The sequence below is a fragment of the Raoultibacter timonensis genome (assembly GCF_022845715.1).
In the GTDB taxonomy this organism is placed as follows: domain Bacteria; phylum Actinomycetota; class Coriobacteriia; order Coriobacteriales; family Eggerthellaceae; genus Raoultibacter; species Raoultibacter timonensis.
The window spans coordinates 2,533,874-2,555,616 of sequence record NZ_AP025564.1 but is presented as its reverse complement, the minus strand read 5'-3'; the positions used below and the strand labels follow the sequence as shown (position 1 = coordinate 2,555,616).

Genomic DNA, 21,743 nt, shown 5'->3' with positions numbered 1-21,743 from the left:
GCCGCGCAGGTCGAAGCATTGGGAAAGCAGGCACATCCATGAACGAACGGTTTTTCGCTTTGCCGGAAGAGAGGCGCAATGCGATCGTCAATGCGGGGTTTCACGTATTCTCGAAGCATGGGTACAAGAAGGCGTCCACCGACGAGATCGCGCGCGAGGCGGGCATCTCCAAGGCGCTTTTGTTCCATTACTTCGAAAGCAAGAAGGGGTTGTTCGCCTACCTGTACGACTACGGCGTGGAATTCCTCGCGGATGCGATAGGCAGGCTGCACGACTACGACGAGACGGACTTCTTCGAGATATTCGCGAATGCGCAGGCGTGCAAGATCGAGATGCTTCGCGAGCATCCGGATGCGATGCAGTTTCTCGTGAGCGCCTATCTCGAAGGCGATCCCGCATTCGGACCGGAGTTCGGCGCGGGGTTCCAGGAGGCGCTCGAGAAAAGCTCGCGGGCGTTTCTTGTGCGCGCCGATGCGTCGAAGTTCAGGGACGGCATTACCGTCGAGCAGGTGCTCAACATCGTGCTGTGGATGTCGGACGGCTTCATGCGCGCACAGCCGCCGCAGGCGCTTGCCGATCTCGAAGCGGTCAACAACGAGTTTCTCGCCTATCTTGAACTGCTCAGACGCCAGTTCTACAAGGAGGAGTACCTATGAACGATGCAGTCATCGAAGCGGTAAAGCTCACGAAGCGCTACGGGAAGGCGCGCGGCGTCACCGAAGTTGATCTGGCGGTGTCCCGCGGTGACATCTTCGGCTTCATCGGGCCGAACGGGGCGGGGAAGAGCACGTTCATCCGCACGGTGCTCGGGCTCATCAAGGCGACGTCGGGCGAAGCGCGTGTTCTCGGGTTGGAATGCGGCCCTTCCCGCAAGGAGGTGCTCGCCCGGGTGGGGTACATGCCTTCCGAGGCGCAGTTCTACCACGGGATGCGGGTGGCCGACGTGATCGCGTATTCGGCCCGTCTGCGCCGCAGGGATTGCGCGGCCGAGGCGAAGCGGCTGTGCGAGCGGCTCGGCCTCGATGCGAAGCGGAAGGTCGAGGATCTTTCGCTCGGCAACCGCAAGAAGGTGAGCATCGTATGCGCGATGCAGCACAAACCCGACGTCTACATCTTCGACGAACCGACGAGCGGTCTCGATCCGCTTGTGCAGAAGGAGTTCTTCGCCCTGCTGCTCGAGCGTCACGACGAGGGTGCAACCGTCATGCTCTCGTCCCACGTGCTCTCCGAGGTGCAGCGCTACTGCGAGCATGCGGCCATCATCCGCGAGGGGCGCATCATCGCGTCGGGCACGGTCGACGAGCTTTCGGCTTCGGCCGCCCGCCACGTGCGGGTCCGCGGGGTCTCGGACGGATTCCAGCCGCCTTCGGGCTCGCGCAGCTTCGCGCTGCACGATGGCGATGCGGCGTTTCTGTACCAAGGCGACATGCATGCGCTCGTCGAGTGGCTTGCGGGCGTCGGCTTTGTCGACGTGATGATCGAGGAACCCGATATCGAAGAGGTGTTCATGCACTTCTACGCCGACGGAGCCGCCGATGCGGATAGCAAAGTGAGAGGCGGTGGTGCGCTATGACGGTCTTCGCGCACGAGATGAGGCAGAACTGCAGGATGCTCGTCATCTGGACGCTTGTCATCGGAGGCATGATTGCGGTTTGCATGGCCATGTTTCCCGAGATGGAAGCGCAGTCAGCCGATCTCAACGAGATGTTTGCGAGCATGGGCGTGTTCACCGAGGCCTTCGGCATGGATCGCTTGAGCATCGGCGAGCCGATGGGATTCTTCGGCGTCGAGGTGGGAAGCGTGCTCGGCATCGGGGGAGCGTTCTTCGCTGCTTACCTCGGCATACGCATGCTGTCCAAGGAGGAGACGGAGCATACCGCCGAGTTTCTCCTCACGCATCCGGTGAGCCGGTTCTCGGTGGCGGCGCAGAAGCTCGCGGCGGTCGTCGCCTGCATCGTCATCCTCAACGTCGCCTGCGCGGCGTGCTCGATCGCTTCGTTCGAGATGGTCGACGCGGCAATCGATTGGGAACCCTTCTGGCTGTTCTGCGCCGCCGAGCTTCTCATGCAGCTTGAGATAGCTTGCGTGTGCTTCGCCCTCTCGGCGTTCATCGGCCGCGGAAGTATTGGGGTGGGGCTCGGGTTCGCCGCACTCCTGTACTTCCTCAACATCGTCGCGAGCTTGAGCGACAAAGTCGACTGGCTTCGCTTCGTCACGCCGTTCGCCTACGCCGATGCGGCGAGCATCATTCCCAACGCCGCCCTCGACGAAACGCTTGTGGGACTCGGCGTGTTGTATGCCGTCGTCGCGCTCGTGATCGCGGTTTCGGTGTACGCGCGCAAGGACATCGCCGTGTAGCGCGCGATCATGCGCGGGTAGCCTGGAACGAACGTTTGTGCGATACTATGCTTTTACGGAATAGGCTCCCGGAAGAAAGCGACGCGACTATGGATGCAGCGAACAGCCCGAGCGCACCAGACGATACGGCCGCAAAGGCTGCTTTGGCCTCGCCGGGCGACTCGCCTGCGCCGGCGCAGGCTGCGGATTCGCCGGCCCGTGCGCTCGATCGCTTCTCCGAAGGCGTGCGCGGGTGGTTCCTCGAGACGTTCTCGGCACCCACGCCCTTGCAGGGGCTCGCTTGGGCGGCTATCGCGCAAGCTGAGAACGTCCTTGTCGTCGCACCGACCGGATCGGGCAAGACGCTCGCCGCGTTCCTGTTCGCCATCGATGCGCTCATGCGGGAGAAGGCGGATCGCGGCGATGGGGGCTTCGGCGCGGACGACGGCGCGCGCGCAGCGGCGCCCGATGCCGCATCTGACGGGGGCGCATCGAAGCGCCGTCGCGCCGCTGCGGGCAAGGGGGCCTCGCTTCGAACGAAGGCTGCGAAGGGCGTTCGCGTGCTCTACATCTCTCCCTTGAAGGCGCTCGGCGCCGATGTCGAGCGCAACCTGCAAGAGCCGCTCGCGGGCATAGCGGAGCGGATCGCCGAGGCGGGCGGTGCCGTGCCGTCGGTGCGCACCGGCATGCGTACGGGGGATACGACGCCCGATGAACGGCGCGCGCTTGTCCGCAATCCTCCCGACATCCTCATCACCACGCCCGAATCGCTCTACCTCATGCTCACGTCGAAGGCGCGCGAGACGCTGCGCACGGTCGAGACGGTCATCGTCGACGAGGTGCATGCGCTCGCCGGCAGCAAGCGCGGCGCGCACCTCGCGCTCAGCCTCGAGCGCCTGGACGATCTGCTCGAACGGCCCTGCCAGCGCATCGGCCTTTCGGCTACGGTGCGGCCCGCCGACGAGATCGCACGCTTTCTCGGCGGCATCCATCCCGTGCGAATCGTCGCTTCCGGGGAGCGGCCCGCCATGGAGGTGCGGGTGAGCGTGCCGGTAGCGGATTTGAGCGCCATACCATCGTTCGGCGGCTTCGAGCCCGACAGGGCGGATGCGGCGCAGGGGGGAGCGCGCCGTGGGGGTGCAGGCGGGCCCCGCCGCGCACCCGCCGAGCAGGCATGGAAATCCGATAGGGCGCTGCGTGCGGTCATGGACGGTCATGCGCCGAAGACGGTTTCGCCCGACAGCCGGGCGGGCTCTTCGTCCATCTGGCCCTATGTCGAGTCGGCCATCCTCGACGAAGTGCTCGCGCACAAAAGCACCATCGTGTTCGTGAATTCGCGCGGCCTCTGCGAGAAGCTGACCTCGCGCATAAACGAGCTCTACGCGAAGAGACGGGGCGAGTTCCCCGGGGTGGGCGAGACCGATCCGAGCGCCATCCGCTCGGGCATCGGCGCGACCACCGATCTCGCCCAGCCGACAGCCGAGGTCATAGCCAAGGCGCACCACGGCTCGGTGTCGAAAGAACGCAGGCAGCAGGTGGAAGCCGAACTCAAGGCGGGCGAGCTGCCCTGCGTCGTGGCAACGTCGAGCCTCGAGCTCGGAATCGATATGGGTTCGATCGATCTGGTGCTGCAGGTGGCCCCGCCGCCTTCGGTGGCAAGCGCGCTGCAGCGCATCGGCCGTGCGAACCACCAGGTGGGCGGCAGATCCGCAGGCGTCATCTACCCGCGCACGCGAACCGAGGTCATCGATGCGGCCGTCGTGTCCGAGGGCATGGCCTCCGGTGCCATCGAAGAGACGGCGATCGTGAGGAACCCGCTTGACGTGCTCGCGCAGCAGACGGTCGCCGCCGTCGCCATGGACGAGTTATCCGCCGACGATTGGTACGCGACCGTGTGTCGCGCCGCGCCGTTCTCGGGGCTGCCGCGCCAGGTGTTCGATGCGGTGCTCGGCATGCTCGGCGGGGCGTACTCGTCGGCCGACCTCGCCGATTTCTCCCCGCGCATCATCTGGGATCGGGAGCGCGGCATGCTCGAAGCCCGTCCGGGCTCGCAACGCCAGGCGGTCACGGCGGCGGGCACCATTCCCGATCGCGGCATGTTCTCGGTCGTGCTGCCCGAAGGCGATGCGAAGGCGGGCAGGAGGCGGGTCGGCGAGCTTGACGAGGAGATGGTGTACGAATCGCGCGTCGGCGACATCATCGCGCTCGGTACGAGCACATGGCGCATCCGCGAGATCACGCGGGATCGCGTGATCGTGGAGCCGGCGCCCGGTCGATCGGCGCGCTTGCCGTTCTGGCACGGCGAGGGCATCGGCCGTCCCGCCGAGACGGGAAGGATGCGCGGCGGTCTTCTGCGCGCGATCGTCGCGGGGCTCGATGGGGCCGACGACGATCGAAGCGCTGCGGCTGCGGGCGGGGGGGAGGTTTCGGATGAAGACCGGGGAAAGCGCCTTACCCCCGAATTGGCCGCACGCCTCGAGGCCGACGGCCTCGATGGGAACGCGCAGCGCAACCTTGTGGAACTGGTTCGCGCCCAGCGCGCCGCTACGGGCTCTGTTCCCGACGATCGAACGCTCGTCGTCGAGCGTTGCGAGGACGAGCAGGGCGATTGGCGCGTCATACTCCATTCCCCCTACGGCCGCCGTGTCCACGAGCCGTGGGCGATGGCGGTGTCGGACCGCATCGTGCGCACGCGCGGGTTCGATCCGCAAGCGCTTGCGACCGACGACGGCATCCTTGTGCGCATACCGATGGGCGAGGCGGTGCTGCCCGGTGCCGAGCTGTTCGCATTCGACTCAGACGAGCTCGAGCGCATCGTGCGGGATCGGGTGGATTCGACAGCGCTGTTCGCGGCACGGTTTCGCGAATGCGCGGCCCGTGCGCTCATCATGTCGCCGACTACCCCGGGCAAGCGCGCCCCTTTGTGGCAGCAGCGCCTGCGGGCGGGCCAGCTCTTGGAGGCGGCGCGGCGCGAAGGCGATTTCCCGCTGCTCGCCGAAACCGCCCGCGAGTGCTTGCAGGATGTCTACGACATGGACTCGCTGCTCGGGCTTATGAAGGATATCGAGGCGGGTGCAGTCCGGCTCGTCGAAGCCCAGACGGCCACGCCCTCGCCGTTCGCCGCTCCGCTTCTTTTCGGATACGTGGGAGACCATCTCTACGACGGCGATCTTCCCGCCGCCGAGCGCAAGGCTTCGATGCTCTCGCTCGACCCGACGGTTCTGGGCGAGCTTCTGGGCTCCGACGAGGTCGGCCAGCTGATCGACGATGACGTGGTCCGAACGGTCGAGTCCCAGCTGCAGCGCCTTGCCCCCGATCGCCGCGTACGGGGCATCGAGGGGGTTGCGGATCTGCTGCGCTCGCTCGGGCCGCTTACGGTCGAAGAGGTCGCTGCGCGCCTCAGGTCCGACGATGAGGCTGCGGAGGCTGCAGCGCGCAGCGGGTTCCACGATGCGTCCGAGGGCTCCTCCGACAGCGCGCCTGCGGCATCGGACGCGCAGGCGCTCGCCGCTCTCGAGGCGCTCGGAGCGGCGCATCGGGCGTTCGCTGCGACCTTCGGCGCTGTAGCGCGATGGGTCTTTGCCGACGATGCGAGGCGGCTGCACGACGCCTTGGGCATCGCGGTTCCCCCGTGGGCTCTCGATTCTGCTTTTGCCGAGGCGTCCGACGAGCGCAGCGAGCGCCGTCATCCGCTCGACGAGCTTGTCGCGCGCTTCGCACGCGGCCGCGGCCCCTTTTCGGCGGCGGATGCGGCCGGGTTCTTCGGCATCGGACGCGCCGTCGTGTTCGACAGCCTCGAGCGCCTCGCTTTCGAGGGGCGGCTCGTCCAGGGTCGGTTCGGGAGCGCCGAGGCCGGAGGCGAGATGCGGGAGTGGGTGTCGGCGGAGGTCTTTCGGCGGCTGCGATCCTTGTCGCTCGCCAAGGCACGCAAGGCTGTGCGTCCTGTCAGCAGCGATGCATACCTGCGTTTTCTTTTCGATTTACAGGGGGTGGGCCCGGTCGGTCGCGGGCGTTTCGGTGGCGTCGAGGGCGTGGCGCACGTTATCGCTCAATTCGAGGGAGTGTATCTGCCGGCGGGCTTGTGGGAATCCGCAGTGCTGCCGAGCCGCGTGAGCGACTACCACCCTTCGATGCTCGACGAGCTGATTTCTTCGGGTGAAGTCATGTGGGTTGGCGGACGGCGCGCCGAGGCGGGGGGAGAAGAGGGCTCGCCGCGTTCGCGTGGCCGTGCATCCTCGAAGCCGTCGGCCTCCGTCGGCCTCGTCGCGTTCTACCCGACCGATTCGCCGTTCGCACCCGTTTCGCCGGACATCGAGGACGGTTTGTTCGAATCCGCCGTTGCCGAACCGGGGGCGGGGATTTTGCTCGGCGAGAGCCGCATGGGGGAGCATCCGGCCGCAGACGAGGGCTCGGTGGAGGAAGCCGTCATCGATGCGCTCGGATTCGGGGGCGGGCTGTTCTTCCATCAGATCGTCGACGCCGTACGCCGCAGGTTCGTCTCGGAGTCGGTCGACGAGGAGGTCGTGGCGTCGGTGATACAGAGGCTCATGTGGCAGGGGCGGGCAACCAACGATACGTTTGCCCCGGTAAGGACTGCGTCTTCGGGCGATTCGGCACCCAAGGCGCGCTCCGTCTCGCGCCGTCGCGTCAGCAGCCGGCGTGCGCGCATGCGGGGCGATTACGCCGAAGCGACGGAGACGGGTGCGCGCATGGCTGCCCGAATGAGCGTTCGGGCCGTACATGCGGGGCGCTGGTCGCTGATTGCGCCCTCCCAGGAAAACGATACGGTGCGGGCTCTTGCGCTCGTCGATTCCCTGCTCGACCGCTACGGCGTGCTTACGCGCGACATCGCGCTTGCGGCCGGGGTACCCGGCGGACTCGGTTCGCTCATGGCCGTACTGCGATCGATGGAGGATGCGGGTGATCTTTTACGCGGTATGTTCGTCGAGGGTCTCGGCCCTGCGCAGTTCGCCGCCCGCGAGACGGTCGATGCGCTGCGAACCTACGCCGCTGACGGCGATGCGCAGCCGAGCGAACATGCGCAGGTGTCCCGGAATGCATCTGCCGACGGCGGGCGAGTTTCTTTGCGTGCGCAAAGCCGTATCGATACCGTAGTGCTTGCCGCCGACGATCCGGCGAATCTTTTCGGAATCGGCTTTTCCTGGCCTTTCGCTGCGGGAGCCGCCGACGATGCGGGCGAAGCGGCTGCGGGAGCCGCCGACGAGGGGTCGGGAGGAGGTGCGGCGCCGGGCGAACCGGCCGGTGGGCGCGAGCCGTCCGATCGGGTTTTGCGTCCCTCGCGGCGTTCGGGCAGCCTCGTCGTCGTTCGCGGTGGGAGGCCGGTTCTGTACGCGACGTCCAACCTGCGCTCCATCCTCTCGTTCTCGGGCGAGCCAGCGGCCCTCGCCGACGGGGCCCACGCCCTCGCCGTGCACGTCCAGCGGGCAATCAAACGCGAAGGCGAATCGGGCGCGCGGAAAAAGGTGCTCGTCGAGGAGTTCGACGGCTCTCCTGTGCTCGATACCGCCTTCGCCGCCATCCTGCAGCACGAGGGGTTCGTCCGCCTTCCCGACGGTATGCGGCTCTACGCTTCGCTGTTCTAGCGGGTTGTTCGCGCCTGGGCGATGCAGCTTAGATTGCGAGCGCGTCTTTCAAGGGCTGGTAGGCGGCAACGAGATCGGGCATGCGCATGCGGGCGTTCGCGGGGCTCGTGGAGGGCAGCGCGGTATGGACGAGGCGTTCGGCGAGATCGGCGTCGAACCTCCGATAGAGCGCCGCGGCCTTTGCGCCGGTGGTGAACACGGCCTCGATGGGCGCGACGTCGACGACGGTCGAGAGGTCGTTCGGTACGGGGTCTGCGATGCTCGCATCCGAAGCGCCCTCGATCGTGCATGAAGCGAGCACGTCCCACAGCGCGATGCGGCGGGCGAGCAGAAACGCCGTGCGCTCTTCGTTCGTGCGAGGTTCGGGCTCATCGAACAGGGCACCGAGCACCTTCCAGAATCGATTCTGCGGATGCCCGTAGTAAAAGCCGACCTCGCGCGAGGTCGGGGAGGGCATCGTCCCCAAGACGAGCACCCTCGAGTGCTCGTCGAAGATGGGGGCAAGCGGGTGCGCTATGCGGCAAGGTTCGTTCATGGCTGCTTTCCGTGTGCGGGTTCCTCCATCGGTCGAACAGATGTTTCACATGAAACATCTGTTCGTATTTACATGAGCTAGAGGCGCTTCTGGTAGTAGGCGAGGGCGATGGCGCCCACGACGAGGCTCGCGATCCAGACGCCCAAAAACACCGTCATGCCGACAAGGTCGATGTGGCCGGTCATCTTGAGGCCGATGATGGCGAAGGGCACGAGCGTGAAGAACGAGGTTCCCATGGCGGCGTTCGCCTTGAGGCGGATCAGCCGATAGCGCTCGTCGGTCTGCCCGTAGGTCATCTCCTTGAGCCGTTCGGCGTTGTTCGCCTGGTAGTGGAAGGTGCCGATTCCGAAGGCGAGGCAGATCGTCCCGATGACCCCGAGGATGATCGCTACGCGCGGGTTGGTGCCGAACAGGCTGGTGATGAGGGGCACGTTCGCGACGACGCCGATCAGGGAAACGTAGTACAGGGCGGCAACCGCCAGACACACGATACCCATGATGCGGATTGAGCCGCGCTGTTTCTTGACGGGCTCAGGAAGATTCTCGATGTCCTGGTTAGTCATTGTCTTCCTCCTCGTAGACGAAGATGTCTTCGATGGGTTTGCCGAAATAGCGGGAGATCTTGAACGCGAGCGTGATCGAGGGGTTGTAGCGTCCCTTTTCGAGCGAGCTGATGGTTTGGCGGGTGACTTCCAGCGCGTCTGCGAGCGCCTCCTGGTTAAGCCCGCGCTCCCGGCGCAGTTCTTCAACGCGGTTCTTCACGAAGCTCCTCCCGATGGCGCGGTTCGAATGAATGTAAAGCTAGCTTTCCATAGAGCATACCGCATGCCGGTCGATATGTAAAGCGAGCTTTCCATATTGGAGGAAAAGGCATGCGGCAAACGATTGCGAAGATGGGCGTACGGCGGGTTTGATCTGTTTGCACCGGCTCGTACCCGCCCTTGCTTCAGCCTGTCGGGTTTTATCGAAACCCCACCAAAAATGGTTGCGAATCGCCGTTTTGCGCCGCCGAATCGGGTTTCTACGCACGCTTACGGTCGAAAAGTTAACAGTTAGAAACCCCGACCAGGCGATACGCCGAAGCAGTGCGAACCCAAAAGTCCCGTTCGCCTTCCGAATTTCGCAAACCGAAGGTTCGCCGCCATCCGAAAGCCGTTTTCATGCAGAAACGCATTATCAATAAAGCAAGGCGCTATCGACGATGCGGATTCGCTTCGGGCGCGCTCCGCAATGCGCTCTCGCTCAAGGCATCCCCCGCCCAGCAACGTGTTCGCGCTCGCGGCGCCTCGCGGTGCCTCGCCTGCGGCGAACTCGCGCTCGCGGCGCCTGGCACTGCGCTCGCAGCCCGCCCTCGCTACGCCCTGCTCGGCAGGTCGAGTACGACCTCCTCGATTACGTGGCCGCGCACGGCCCGCCTGAATTCGTTGAGGAAGTAGCCCTCTTCGAGATCGAGCTCGGTATCGAGCGCGTAGACGGTGAGCGTGTAAACGTGGTCTTTATCGGGCGGGTAGGGGCCGGCGTACCGATGGATGATGCGCGGATCGGTCCAGCTTCCCGCAAGCGGCGACCAATCGCTGTTGGATCCCTGCACGCAGGGTACGGCACCCGAGGCGCTCGCGTTTTCGGGGATGAGCGTGGTGCCGGCCGGGAAATTGCAGGCGAGCCAGTGTATCCAGCAGAATCCGCTCACCGGTATGGCGTCCCAATCGAGAAACGTGAGGGCAAGGCTTTTCGTGTTTGCGGGAACGTCGGCGATCGTTAAGGGGAACGAGACGGTCGGGTGGCCTTCGAGCTGATACGCGGCAGGAGCATGCTTGCCGTACTTGTCGGCGAGCATGCCGTTTTCCAGAGGTACCGAGATCTTCATGGGGCTCCTTTCGGTCGGGTTGAACGGGCGGGGTTTCGCATACCTTTATAGTATAGAGTCCGGCGCATCGTTGGGCGTAAGGCCCGGCATGTAAACAGATCGCAACATTTCCATCCGAATATGCCATGATCGGTTGGTGGATTGAAGCCTTTCGGCGAACTACTATGGTTGGTGCGAAGGAGTATGAAAAACATGATCGGTATGAATATTCAAAGCAGGCGCAAAGTGTGCGGCCTCACGCAAGAGCAGCTTGCACAGCGTTTGGACGTCTCTCGCCAAACGGTTGCGAAGTGGGAGAGCGGCGAGACCGTGCCCGACTTGGGGAACGGTTCAGCTCTGGCAGAGGCACTCGACGTGTCGCTCGATGCTCTGGTGAGCTACGACCCGCACGGCACGGCGCTTCCCATGCCGCCGCGAGGCAAGCATTTGTTCGGTACGGTGACGGTGGGCGAGCGCGGGCAGGTGGTCATACCGAAGCAGGCGCGCGATCTGTTCGGCATACGCCCCGGCGATTCGCTGCTCGTGTTCGGTGACGAGGGACAGGGCATCGCGATCGTCAAGGCCGACGATTTCATGAAGCGCGTGGAGGCGCTCCTCGATCAGGCGGATGAAAAGCGCTAGGCGGTCGCGACCTTTCGGGTTTGCTCGGCTGCGGCTCGGGAGGCGAAGACTTGGCTGAGGCGCACGTGCAAGACGCGCGGTCTGAGGCGGGCGAGGCGGCGAAGCCGAATGCGATTCAAAACGGGACATCTTGCCGTTGCCGGACGCGGCGAAGGAGCGGCGGGTAAGGGAAAGAAGGTCGGTATGGCAATCGCGTTGCTGGTCGGAGTGCTCGTCGTGGCGGTTGCGGTGGCGCTCGCCCTGTACGTCGACCGCAACAGGCATGGCGAGGCGCGCATGATAGAGCGGGCGCATGCTGCCGGTTTAGAGGAGAAGCAGGCGGATATCGACGGAACGCGCGTCAACTACGCCGAGGGCCCCGACAGCGGGCCTGCGCTGCTGCTCGTTCACGGCCAATCGATGCAGTGGGAGGATTACGCGAGCGTTCTGCCGGGCCTCGCCGAGTCGTACCACGTGTTCGCGATCGACTGCTTCGGGCATGGCGAATCGGCGCACGATCCCAGCCTCTACACCTGCGCGACCCAGGGCGCTTCTCTGGTCTCCTTCGCCGAGCGGATGATCGGCGAGCCGTATATCGTGTCGGGTCTCTCGTCGGGGGGAATCATCGCCGCATGGGTTGCCGCGAACGATGCCGAGCGGGTAGCCGCGCTCGTTCTCGAGGACCCGCCGTTTTTCCGCGTGACGCCCGAAGCGATGCAGCAGGAGCCCGGATGCTTTGCGTGGCTCGACGGGTTCGAGGTTGTCCACGCGTTTCTCCAGCAAGACGAAATCGACGATCTCGCCGTGTTCTACGCTGCGCACAGCTACCTCTTCTCGCAGTTCGGCGGCTTGCAGCCCAAGATCGCGAAATGGACGGCTGCCGAGCGGGCGGCGCATGAGGAAGGCCACCTCGTGCTTTCATGGGTGCCCCACGACTGGGTGAGGGGCATGTACTACTACGATGATTTCGACCCGCAGTTCAGCGAAGCGTTTTATCGGGGTACGTGGGTGAGCGAGGGCGAGCAGGCTTGCATGCTCGAGTCGATCGCATGTCCGACGGTGTACCTCAAAGCCGAAACGCAGTACGGAAAAGACGGCGTGCTCTACGCCGCCAACAGCGACGAGGATGCGCTGCGCGTCGAGAAGCTCGTGGACGACTGCGAGACCGTCCGCATCAAGTCAGGCCACGACATCCACTACGAACACCCCGATGGTTTCGTCGGAGCCGTCGACCGGGCGGCTGCGATGGCGGCGATGGGTGACGGTGCCATAATAAGGTAAGAGCCGGTGCGTTTGGGCAGACGTTTTCGCTCGCGCCCCATTCCTGAGCGTGCGTCGTGCGGCGGCAAATACGGCGCGACCGTTCGCCGCTTTCGAACGCCTATGGTCTTTCGATGCGCACGTTCGTCAAAAATCGGGTCTTTTTAAATCTCATCTGACGTATTATCATATCCCGCGGGCAAACTTCGGTGAGCCTTGATAATGCGCAAACGTTTGCTGCGCTGGCCCGATCTACCGTACGCTGGTAAAAGGGAAGTGCAGAAACGGAGGAATGGTGGAGATACACCCGGGGGCGTGTAAACCGTTGACACCCCGCTTTTCCTAGCGTATTATTCATCTGCTCGCGCGATCGCGCCAAAGCGATGCGCAAGCAGGCAGCTTGATAAATACACATGAGTTGAGCAGACATTTGGGAGTGTGCCCGAGTGGTTAAAGGGGACGGGCTGTAAACCCGTTAGCTATGCTTACCTAGGTTCGAATCCTAGCGCTCCCACCATCTGCCTGTGTAGCTCAGTCGGTAGAGCACTTCGTTGGTAACGAAGAGGTCACCGGTTCAAGTCCGGTCGCAGGCTCCACTAATGGCGGTGTAGCTCAGTTGGTCAGAGCACACGGTTCATACCCGTGGCGTCACTGGTTCAAATCCAGTCACCGCTACCATTTTGGAATTTACACGAACGAACGGTTCGTGCTTTACGTCGCATGCCCCGTACGGTGCATGCGCTTTTTTTACTTGCAAGAAATTGCACCCAGCTTAGAAGGTGCCCGGGAGGGCACGCGAAGCGCACCTTATTATCTCTATCGCGAAAGCGAGCCTATTTTAGGAGGATGACAATGGCTAAGGAGAAGTTCGAGCGCAGCAAGCCGCATGTTAACATCGGTACTATCGGCCACGTTGACCACGGCAAGACCACGCTCACCGCTGCTATTTCCAAGACCCTGTCCAGCAACGACGGTTCCCACGGCACCGCTGCTGCTGACTTCACGGCCTTCGAGGACATCGATAAGGCCCCCGAAGAGCGCGAGCGCGGCATCACCATCTCGATCGCTCACATCGAGTACGAGACCGATGCTCGTCACTACGCTCACGTTGACTGCCCCGGCCACGCCGACTACGTCAAGAACATGATCACCGGTGCTGCTCAGATGGACGGCGCGATCCTCGTTATCGCTGCTACCGACGGCCCGATGGCTCAGACCCGCGAGCACATCCTGCTCGCCCGTCAGGTTGGCGTTCCCTACATCGTCGTGTTCCTCAACAAGTGCGACATGGTCGACGACGAGGAGCTCCTCGAGCTTGTCGAGATGGAAGTTCGCGAGCTGCTCGACAGCTACGAGTTCCCGGGCGACGACACCCCGATCATCCGCGGTTCCGCTCTCAAGGCTCTCGAGGGCGACGCCGATTACCAGGCCAAGATCTGGGAGCTCATGGATGCGGTCGACTCCTACATCCCGACTCCCGAGCGCGACGTTGACAAGCCGTTCTTGATGGCTGTCGAGGACACCATGACCATCACCGGCCGCGGCACCGTTGCCACCGGTCGTGTCGAGCGCGGTACCCTCCACGTCAACGACAACCTCGAGATCATCGGCATCAAAGAGACCATGACCACGGTTTGCACCGGCATCGAGATGTTCCGCAAGCTCCTCGACGAGGCTCAGGCCGGCGACAACATCGGCTGCCTGCTCCGCGGCGTGAAGCGCGAAGAGATCGTTCGCGGCCAGGTTCTTTGCAAGCCCGGTAGCGTGACCCCGCACACCGAGTTCGAGGGCCAGGTTTACATCCTGACCAAGGAAGAGGGCGGCCGTCACACCCCGTTCTTCGATGGCTATCGTCCGCAGTTCTACTTCCGCACCACCGACGTCACCGGCGTTGCCCACCTTCCGGAGGGCACCGAGATGGTTATGCCTGGCGACAACGTGCTGCTGAAGGGCGAACTCATCCACCCGATCGCCATGGAAGAGGGCCTGCGCTTCGCTATCCGCGAAGGCGGTCGCACCGTTGGCTCCGGCCGCGTTACCAAGATCATCAAGTAACAAGGCTCGACTGAACGAATGCTTAAGACGGAGCCCGCACTATCCTGCGGGTTCCGTATGCGAATCGCTTATCATGTGTATGAATCGAAGCGCACAACGTTACAATAAAAGGAGAATTCATGCGTACATTGGTCACATTGGCGTGCACTGATTGCAAGCGCCGCAATTACACGACCAAGAAGAACAAGCAGAATAATCCTGATCGCATCGAGATGAAGAAGTACTGCAAGTGGTGCGGCCACCATACGCTGCACAAGGAAACTCGGTAAGTAGTCAGGGAAAGCAATAGGCCAGTAGCTCCAATTGGTAGAGCGGCGGTCTCCAAAACCGCATGTTGGGGGTTCGAGTCCCTCCTGGCCTGCCAGCTTGTTTAGTTTGAGCAGCTTGGTTCGAAGTTGCTTGCGAGAGAAGCAGCTTGGGATCAGGCTGCTGATCGATACCGATATGGTTGGTCGAGCAGTCTTGAGATGAGGCTGCTTGTTTGGCGTTATAAGGCGGATAGATTCCGCCGCGAATAAAGGATGCAGATGGCTAAGAAATCAAAGACACAGCGAGCGAAAGCATCGGCCGCCCGTGCAGCAAAGCGAGAGCAGCAGGCGACGGTCGAGGGTGCAGAGGTCGAGGCTAAAGATGTAGCCGAAGCCAATGCCGAAGCTGAGAAAAAGCCTAAGCTGAAGCTCTTCAAGAAGGCCGATAAGGCCGAGGATCCTGCCGAGAAGAAGCAGGTCGCCAAGAAGGAAGAGAAGAAGCCGGAAAAGAAACCCAAGAAACCGGGTTTCTTGAGCGAGGTTCGCGCCGAGATGAAGCGCGTGACTTGGCCGACGAAAGCCGACGTGCTCCGTTGGAGCGGCGTGGTCGTCGTTGCTCTGCTGTTCTTCGGCATCTACGTTTCGGTGCTCGATAACTTCATCGTGACCCCGGTACTCGTCGCCATATCAGGTTTGGGAGTGTAATCGAATGTCGAAAAAGTGGTATGTCCTTCATACGTACTCGGGCTACGAGAACAAGGTGAAGAAGAACCTCGAGACGCGCATCGAAACGATGGGCCTCGAGAACAACGTCTTCGGCATCGAAATCCCCACCGAGATGGTCACCGAGATCAAAGAGGGCGGCCGTCGCGTGGAGAACGAGAAGAAGGTTTTCCCGGGATACGTGCTCGTTCGCATGGAGCTCGACGATCGCAGCTGGGCTGCGGTCCGCAACACGCCGGGCGTGACGGGCTTCGTGGGCAGCCAGGGCAATCCTGCGCCGCTGACGCGCGAAGAGTACAACAAGATCATGAAGCGGACGGATAAGGCGAAGGACAAGAAGAGCGTCGTATCTTCCAGCTTGGAAGTGGGACAGTCCGTCAAGGTCGTTTCCGGTCCTTTGGCGGAGTTCGACGGCGTCGTTTCGGAAGTATCGCCCGAGGCCGGCAAGGTCAAGGTGATGGTTTCGATCTTCGGGCGCGAAACCCCGGTCGAGCTTTCATTCGATCAGGTGGCGAAGATTTAAAGTTGGATATCATGAGCGTTGCGTGCCTGGTGGACGGGGCTTCTCACGCAAGACGCTTTGTTGATAGAGTGAGATTGAAATAGCATCAGCTGAAAGGAACGTTTCTATCATGGCTGAAAAGAAAGCAACCGGCTTCATTAAGCTTCAAATCCCCGCAGGTGCCGCAAACCCGGCTCCTCCGGTCGGTCCGGCACTCGGCGCCCAGGGCGTCAACATCATGCAGTTCTGCCAGGCGTTCAACGCCGAGACGCAGGATAAAGCCGGCACCATCATCCCGGTCGAGATCACGGTGTACGAGGACAAGACGTTCTCGTTCGTTACCAAGACCCCGCCCGCGGCCATCCTCATCAAGGAAAAGCTCGGCATCCAGAGCGGCTCTGGCGTCCCGCAGCTCCAGAAGGTGGGCACGCTCACCGAGGACCAGCTTCGCGAGATCGCCGAGACCAAGATGCCCGACCTGAACGCCAACACGATCGAGGCTGCGATGGAGATCATCGCCGGCACCGCTCGCAGCATGGGCGTCCAGATCGAGGGTCGCGCTCCGAAGAAGACCTACGTGCCTTCCAAGAAGCTCGCCGCCATGCTCGCCGGCCGCACGCTCGACGAGGAATAAGCGAAGCCAAGGGAGTCCTTGGGCTCCTCTTGCATAAAACGATGTGGAAGAGCGCTTGCCCGCTCGCCATCACCACGAAAGGAAAACGAAATGGCAAAGAAATCCAAAAACTACCGTGCAGCAGTCGAGAAGATCGGGGAGGGCCCCTACGCCCCGCTCGAGGCAATCAAGCTCGTGCAGGAGATCTCGACCGCCAAGTTCGACGAGACCGTCGAAGCGCACTTCCGCCTGGGCATCGACACCCGTCAGGCAGATCAGCAACTTCGCGGCACTGTCAGCCTACCGAACGGTTCCGGCAAAACCGTCCGCGTTGCCGTGTTCGCCGAGGGCGACGCAGCCCGTGCGGCTCAAGAAGCCGGCGCCGACATCGTCGGTTCCGACGATCTGATCGCCGACATTCAGGCCGGTAACATCAACTTCGACGCCACCGTTGCGACCCCCGACCAGATGGCCAAGGTCGGCCGTTTGGGCAAGATCCTCGGTACGCGCGGCCTCATGCCGAACCCCAAACTCGGTACCGTTACCAACGACGTGGCGAAGGCCATCAAAGAGCTCAAGGGCGGCCGCGTCGAGTATCGCGCCGACCGCTACGGCATCGCGCATGTCATCGTCGGCAAGGTGAGCTTCACCCCCGAACAGCTCGCTGAGAACTACGGAGCCGTCTACGACGAGATCATCCGCATGAAGCCGGCTGCCGCCAAGGGCAAGTACGTCAAGTCGATCACCGTCACCTCGACGATGGGACCCGGCGTTCCGGTCGATTCGTCGGTGACGCGCAACTACACCGCTGCAGCTGAATAACTCACTTGAAGCTGTACTGAGCGCAAACGGAAGGAGCCCGAGGGCTCCTTTCTTTTTTGATTTCAATGTGATATCATCTTAATATCAACAAAGCGAGGATAGGGCCATTGGCCCGCCTTGAAGGAAAGGGGACGTTATGGCCGCAGAGAAGTCCGTTCGAGTAAAAAGCGGGTGGCCCATGCTGTTCGTCGTGGTGGTGCTTACGGCGGTATGCGTCGCTGCCATCATAGCGGGTGCGATGATGCTGTCGCCCGAGGACATGCCCGTTGCTACGGGAACCGAAGTGCTCGGCGTCGTGCTGCTCGTCGTGGGCATCGTCGCTTTGTGCGTAGGTCCCTTCGTCCTGCTTATGGGCTTTTTTACCATACAGCCCAACCAGGCGCGCGTGCTCATTCTGTTCGGCGATTATCGCGGAACCGTGCGCGACGAGGGTTTCCACTGGGCGAACCCGTTCTACTCGCGCTCGGCGGGCACGACCGTGGATGCCAACGGAAAACCGACGGCCCGTTCGCTCAGGCTTTCGCTGCGTGCCCGTACCTACAACGGGGAGCACTTGAAGGTGAACGATAAGAACGGTAACCCTATCGAGATTGCCGATGTGGTGGTATGGCGCATCGAAGATACCGCCAAGGCCATCTTCGACGTGGACGACTACAGCTCCTACGTGCACACGCAGAGCGAGACCGCGCTGCGCCACGTGGCCACCACGTACGCCTACGATTCCGACAGCGATGAGATCACGCTGCGCAGCAACATCGAAGAGGTGTCGGCGGCGCTCAAGGAGGAGCTCTCCGTTCGCCTCGAGAAGGCCGGCGTGGTCATCGACGATGCGCGTTTGACGCACCTTGCATATGCTCCGGAGATCGCCCAGGCGATGCTGCGCCGCCAGCAGGCCGAGGCCGTCATCGCCGCCCGTGAGAAGATCGTGCAGGGTGCGGTTTCGATGGTCGACATGGCGCTCTCCGAGCTTGCGGCGAAGCACGTGGTCGATTTGGACGACGAGCGCCGTGCGGCGATGGTTTCGAACCTCATGGTGGTTCTCTGCGGCGATTCCGAAGCCCAGCCCGTGCTCAATACGGGTACACTGTATCAATAAGCGAACGGCTGCATGCGGCACACGCGGCGGTTTCCTGGACGGAAAGCGGTGCGCCGCGCATTTGTGGGCAGATGGCGGAATATGACAGTAAGGCGGTACCGGAAGCGTTATGGCGAAGCGGAAGCAATATCCTTTACGCGTTGATTCGGAGATATGGGAGGCTATCGAGAGATGGGCCGCCGACGATCTTCGAAGCGTCAATGCGCAGGTGGAGTTCATCTTGCGCAAGTCGCTCAAGGATGCCGGTCGCTTGGGCAAGAGGGATGCGCCCGCCGACGAGTCGGACGAGGGCTAGAGAAGATCGAGGAACGTACGCGGGCGGCTATCAACGGCCGCCCGCTTTGTTTTGCCGGGTTCTTGAGCCTCGAACGCCAACCGGCCGTCTTCCGAGCGGGACGGCGCTTCCGAGAGGGTCGCAGCGGGCGGCCTCATGTCGCCTGCATGCGCTTCGAAAAGAGCGAAAGGACGACAAACGCTGCCGCCATGGCGACGAGGCCCGCGCCGTCGAACGCCACGAAACGTGCGATGCTCGATGCGAGCAGGTCGTGCCCTGCGGGGATCGAGACGAGAATGGCGCTTTCCCCGATAAGCCCGATCGTCTGCTGCGTCAACACTACGGCGAAGAGGGTGCGGTGCTTGGCAGGATCAACGATGACGGGCGGGTAGGTCGCGTTCCACATGAGGAACGCGACCCCGAGCCCCTGAACCGCGATGTTGCCCGCGACTCCCGAAAGCTCGTAGGCGGGCGCGAACGTATCGGGCCAGACGATGAACTGCACTGCGCACTGCACGTTCATGAGGAACACCGCGAGAACCGCTACGCGCGCTGCCCAGAGCACCGCCTTGTACACGGTTGGCTGAGGGCACGCGCGCGGCGCCCCCGATTCCTCGGCCGCCTTTGCGCAAGCTGCATGCTTCCTGTTCCCGTCGTCCACCTGTTCGCCTTTCGTGCTATGGCCCCTATTGTACCCGATGGACCGACGGGAGCGCGGCCTTGAAGCTGCGTTCCTTTTACTGAGCAGCAAGGAGCCGAACCCGAAGCTACGCGCTCTGTTTGCGGCCGAGGTCGGTGTTGTCCTTCTTGCGGTCGCGGAGCCCTTCAACGGGGCTCTCTTCGTCTTCGGAGCGGTAGTCTTCGCCTGCTTTGTCCTGGAGTTCGCGGATGGCCTTATGGCTCGGCACGTCCTGCGTGCGGCCGTTCACCCGGGCGTTCCACGCGAAGAACTCATGGTCGGCAGGCAGGGTGTCGACCTCGACGAAGTCCTCCTTGTCGGCGGTCAGCGTAACCTGGTTGGCGAGGACGTCGCGCACGTAGTCCTTCGTCTCGTGGAAGTCGAGCAGCTCGGGGAACTCCCCGTCGGTGCCCATGGTTTCCTGCCACTCTTTGCCGTCGTACTTCTCGAGGAGCTCGGCGGCCTTGTGCAGGTGGGTGATCTCCTGTTCGAGGTGCATCTCCCACATCTTCTTGACGTACGGGTCTACCTCGGTCTCGAAGAACGAATAGTACAGGTAGCACTCCATGTACTCGCGCAGAAGCATGTTCTCGAGCCAGGTGCACGTGGGGTCGAGCAGCGCGCCGTAATGGGTCACGTGCTGCTCTTCGACCATGGCGATTTCCTGGTAGAGATCGCGGCCGACGCCTTCGGGGTAGGTGTTGCCGAGGTTCATGTAGAAGTTCATGGTCTGCTGCTCGCCTGCGGTGAGGATGAGCGCTCCGAGCTTCGTGCGGATGTCGGCGGTCTTGAAATCGCGTGCTTCCTTCACGGCCTCCGAGGGATGGCGGTGATGTGCGATGGTGGGTCGGCCGGGTGTGATCTCGACATAGCCCCTCACGAGCTTGTGGGCTGGAATGTCCTCGTCCATCTTGAGCAGGTCGGCGTAGCGGTACAGATGGTCGAAATCCTCGAGCAGGGCGAAGTCCATGCAGGCCTTCGCGTACTCGTCAGGCTCGTGCATGGCGAGCCAGGCGGTCAGATCGACGGCGAGGTGCTCGTAGCCGATGGTCAGTTCGAGCTGCGTCTCGTCGCTCGGGCTCATCCAGTTCACGTGCTTTTGCTGCTGCTGCTCCATGCGGCGCACGTAGGCGAGCTCGCGGCGCAGGTCGTTGTCGGGGCAGTTGCGGTGGAAGTTGTGGCCGAACATGACCGCCTCGACCTCGATGCCGTTCATGAGGATGATGCGCGTCTTGGTGTAGGGGTCGGCCTCCAGCTTGCCGTAGGGTTTCGGGCTCATGGTGCTCCAGTCCATGACCATCTCGTCCATCTTCTTCTCGGGTTTCTGCTCGAACGGGTTCATTCGGGCCTCCTTTCGTGTTGGCTGTCTCTCGTCTGACGGCGCGAAGCGTCGTAGACTCGATGGTGACTTGCCCCTCGCGCGCGCAAGGCGCTTCGTTGCTGCGCCGCATATCGTTCGTTGGCTTTGTTTTTGATTTGTGAGTCGCGCGATGAGGGATGGTTGCGGCTTTGTGAAAAACCATGCAAAACGGTCATATTTGCAAACATGACAACGGTCGAAGGCGCATATACGGGAGTGCTATACTGTGCCGAGGCGTAAAAACGACAGCAAGGATAAGGTGCATACGGCATGATCATCAAGAAGTCACCGGCGGAAATCGAAGCGATGAAGGAAGCCGGCCGCATTTCGGCAAAGGTGCTCCGCGAGGTCGGCGCACGCGTACAGCCCGGCATTTCCACGCTCGAACTCGACCGCTTCGCCGAGACGTTGATCCGCCTTGAGGGAGGCATCCCGGCATTCAAAGGCTACGGCGGCTTTCCCGGATCGATCTGCGCGTCGGTGAACGAGCAGATCGTCCACGGCATCCCCGCAGCCGACGTGATCCTTCGCGAGGGGGATATCCTCTCGGTCGATACGGGGGCCATCGTGGACGGCTGGGTGGGCGACAACGCATGGACGTACGCGGTCGGCAAGATTTCCGAGGAGAAGCAGCGGCTACTCGACGTGACGGAAAAGTGCATGTGGGCGGGCCTCGAAGCCGCTCGGCCCGGCAACCGTCTCGGCGATATCGGAGCTGCGGTGCAGGAGATCGCCGAAGCTGCGGGCTACGGCGTGGTGCGCGAATACGTAGGCCACGGCATCGGGCGCAACATGCACGAAGATCCCAACGTACCCAACTACGGGCGCAAGCACACCGGCGTGCTGCTCGAGCCCGGCATGGTGCTCGCCATCGAGCCCATGATCAACGTGGGAACCCATAAAACCAAACAGATGCCCGACGGATGGCTTGTGGTCACGCGCGACGGCATGCCCTCGGCGCATTTCGAGAAGACCGTCGCCATAACCGAAGACGGCCCCTTGATCCTTACGACCGAAAAGGACCACCGGCGCCCGGTCTAGGGAATTCGGCACGGGGTGTGCGAGGACGGTTGCGCGTCCGCGCGCCGAAGCGTTGGCGCACTTGCTCGCAACGTGCCTGTTGAGCGTTCTTCGGTATGTATCTTTAGCGGACAAGCGGGGCAATGTTC

The 21,743-nt window shown here is 62.7% G+C and carries 21 protein-coding genes and 4 tRNA genes; 19 read left to right on the top strand and 6 right to left on the bottom strand.

Features of this window, described 5'->3' with window-relative positions:
- The first annotated feature begins 38 nt into the window (after positions 1-38).
- The 4 genes from MWL89_RS10555 to MWL89_RS10540 all read left to right on the top strand — a co-directional run bounded on the left by MWL89_RS10555 (position 39) and on the right by MWL89_RS10540 (position 7,940).
- Complete coding sequence (locus MWL89_RS10555; RefSeq protein ID WP_244385985.1) at positions 39-656, top strand: TetR/AcrR family transcriptional regulator; 618 nt, start codon at positions 39-41, stop codon at positions 654-656.
- Positions 653-1,573 (top strand): ABC transporter ATP-binding protein, encoded by a 921-nt coding sequence (locus tag MWL89_RS10550; RefSeq protein WP_244385984.1) that lies wholly within the window; start codon positions 653-655, stop codon positions 1,571-1,573. The genes MWL89_RS10555 and MWL89_RS10550 overlap by 4 nt, the downstream gene beginning before the upstream one ends.
- Positions 1,570-2,358, top strand: coding sequence for an ABC transporter permease subunit (locus MWL89_RS10545; RefSeq protein ID WP_244385983.1), 789 nt, complete (start codon positions 1,570-1,572; stop codon positions 2,356-2,358). Before MWL89_RS10550 ends, MWL89_RS10545 begins: the two co-directional genes overlap by 4 nt.
- A gap of 89 nt (positions 2,359-2,447) precedes the next feature.
- The gene (locus MWL89_RS10540; protein WP_244385982.1) at positions 2,448-7,940 is read left to right on the top strand and encodes a DEAD/DEAH box helicase; all 5,493 of its coding nucleotides are present in this window, start codon (positions 2,448-2,450) and stop codon (positions 7,938-7,940) included.
- A 28-nt stretch (positions 7,941-7,968) separates the two neighbouring features.
- Here MWL89_RS10540 and MWL89_RS10535 read toward each other — a convergent pair whose 3' ends face one another.
- The 4 genes from MWL89_RS10535 to MWL89_RS10520 all read right to left on the bottom strand — a co-directional run bounded on the left by MWL89_RS10535 (position 7,969) and on the right by MWL89_RS10520 (position 10,342).
- Positions 7,969-8,475 carry a DNA-deoxyinosine glycosylase gene (locus tag MWL89_RS10535; RefSeq protein ID WP_244385981.1) on the bottom strand — a complete coding sequence of 169 codons (507 nt, stop codon included), beginning with the start codon at positions 8,473-8,475 and terminating at the stop codon, positions 7,969-7,971.
- Positions 8,476-8,552: 77 nt separating this feature from the next.
- Positions 8,553-9,038: a hypothetical protein gene (locus MWL89_RS10530; protein WP_102377743.1), complete on the bottom strand. Its 486-nt coding sequence runs from the start codon at positions 9,036-9,038 to the stop codon at positions 8,553-8,555.
- The gene (locus MWL89_RS10525) at positions 9,031-9,237 is read right to left on the bottom strand and encodes a helix-turn-helix transcriptional regulator (protein WP_244385980.1); all 207 of its coding nucleotides are present in this window, start codon (positions 9,235-9,237) and stop codon (positions 9,031-9,033) included. Before MWL89_RS10525 ends, MWL89_RS10530 begins: the two co-directional genes overlap by 8 nt.
- 592 nt (positions 9,238-9,829) lie before the next feature.
- A complete protein-coding gene (locus MWL89_RS10520) occupies positions 9,830-10,342 on the bottom strand; it encodes a YbhB/YbcL family Raf kinase inhibitor-like protein (RefSeq protein ID WP_102377745.1) in 513 nt (170 codons plus the stop codon).
- A 192-nt stretch (positions 10,343-10,534) separates the two neighbouring features.
- Here MWL89_RS10520 and MWL89_RS10515 point away from each other — a divergent pair, with 192 nt between their 5' ends.
- The 14 genes from MWL89_RS10515 (at position 10,535) to MWL89_RS10450 (ending at position 18,556) form a co-directional block, all read left to right on the top strand.
- Entirely contained in the window at positions 10,535-10,963 is a 429-nt protein-coding gene (locus MWL89_RS10515; protein ID WP_102379486.1) for a helix-turn-helix domain-containing protein, read from the top strand.
- Positions 10,964-11,146: 183 nt separating this feature from the next.
- Positions 11,147-12,223, top strand: coding sequence for an alpha/beta hydrolase (locus MWL89_RS10510; RefSeq protein WP_244385979.1), 1,077 nt, complete (start codon positions 11,147-11,149; stop codon positions 12,221-12,223).
- A gap of 411 nt (positions 12,224-12,634) precedes the next feature.
- Positions 12,635-12,719 (top strand) — tRNA-Tyr (locus tag MWL89_RS10505).
- 3 nt (positions 12,720-12,722) lie between these two features.
- Positions 12,723-12,798: transfer RNA gene (locus MWL89_RS10500), tRNA-Thr, on the top strand.
- A gap of 5 nt (positions 12,799-12,803) precedes the next feature.
- Positions 12,804-12,880 (top strand) — tRNA-Met (locus MWL89_RS10495).
- Between the two features lie 174 nt (positions 12,881-13,054).
- Positions 13,055-14,257, top strand: coding sequence for an elongation factor Tu (gene tuf, locus MWL89_RS10490; protein WP_102377746.1), 1,203 nt, complete (start codon positions 13,055-13,057; stop codon positions 14,255-14,257).
- A 119-nt stretch (positions 14,258-14,376) separates the two neighbouring features.
- A complete protein-coding gene (rpmG, locus tag MWL89_RS10485) occupies positions 14,377-14,526 on the top strand; it encodes a 50S ribosomal protein L33 (protein ID WP_102374322.1) in 150 nt (49 codons plus the stop codon).
- Between the two features lie 18 nt (positions 14,527-14,544).
- A tRNA-Trp gene (locus MWL89_RS10480) sits at positions 14,545-14,621 on the top strand.
- A 163-nt stretch (positions 14,622-14,784) separates the two neighbouring features.
- Positions 14,785-15,210, top strand: a complete 426-nt coding sequence (gene secE, locus MWL89_RS10475) for a preprotein translocase subunit SecE (protein ID WP_102377747.1) — start codon at positions 14,785-14,787, stop codon at positions 15,208-15,210.
- A gap of 4 nt (positions 15,211-15,214) precedes the next feature.
- Entirely contained in the window at positions 15,215-15,751 is a 537-nt protein-coding gene (gene nusG, locus MWL89_RS10470; protein ID WP_102377748.1) for a transcription termination/antitermination protein NusG, read from the top strand.
- 109 nt (positions 15,752-15,860) lie between these two features.
- Positions 15,861-16,364 carry a 50S ribosomal protein L11 gene (rplK, locus tag MWL89_RS10465; RefSeq protein WP_102377749.1) on the top strand — a complete coding sequence of 168 codons (504 nt, stop codon included), beginning with the start codon at positions 15,861-15,863 and terminating at the stop codon, positions 16,362-16,364.
- Positions 16,365-16,454: 90 nt separating this feature from the next.
- A complete protein-coding gene (rplA, locus tag MWL89_RS10460; RefSeq protein WP_102377750.1) occupies positions 16,455-17,165 on the top strand; it encodes a 50S ribosomal protein L1 in 711 nt (236 codons plus the stop codon).
- Between the two features lie 136 nt (positions 17,166-17,301).
- Entirely contained in the window at positions 17,302-18,261 is a 960-nt protein-coding gene (locus MWL89_RS10455) for an SPFH domain-containing protein (protein ID WP_244385978.1), read from the top strand.
- 109 nt (positions 18,262-18,370) lie between these two features.
- A complete protein-coding gene (locus MWL89_RS10450) occupies positions 18,371-18,556 on the top strand; it encodes a type II toxin-antitoxin system antitoxin (RefSeq protein WP_102377751.1) in 186 nt (61 codons plus the stop codon).
- Positions 18,557-18,689: 133 nt separating this feature from the next.
- Here MWL89_RS10450 and MWL89_RS10445 read toward each other — a convergent pair whose 3' ends face one another.
- Together MWL89_RS10445 and MWL89_RS10440 are read right to left on the bottom strand one after the other, a co-directional pair.
- Positions 18,690-19,196, bottom strand: a complete 507-nt coding sequence (locus MWL89_RS10445) for a hypothetical protein (RefSeq protein ID WP_244385977.1) — start codon at positions 19,194-19,196, stop codon at positions 18,690-18,692.
- 106 nt (positions 19,197-19,302) lie between these two features.
- Complete coding sequence (locus MWL89_RS10440) at positions 19,303-20,556, bottom strand: lysozyme family protein (RefSeq protein ID WP_244385976.1); 1,254 nt, start codon at positions 20,554-20,556, stop codon at positions 19,303-19,305.
- A gap of 288 nt (positions 20,557-20,844) precedes the next feature.
- Between MWL89_RS10440 and map the strand changes: the two genes are divergently transcribed.
- Positions 20,845-21,615 (top strand): type I methionyl aminopeptidase, encoded by a 771-nt coding sequence (gene map / locus MWL89_RS10435; RefSeq protein WP_244385975.1) that lies wholly within the window; start codon positions 20,845-20,847, stop codon positions 21,613-21,615.
- Positions 21,616-21,743 lie beyond the last annotated feature (128 nt).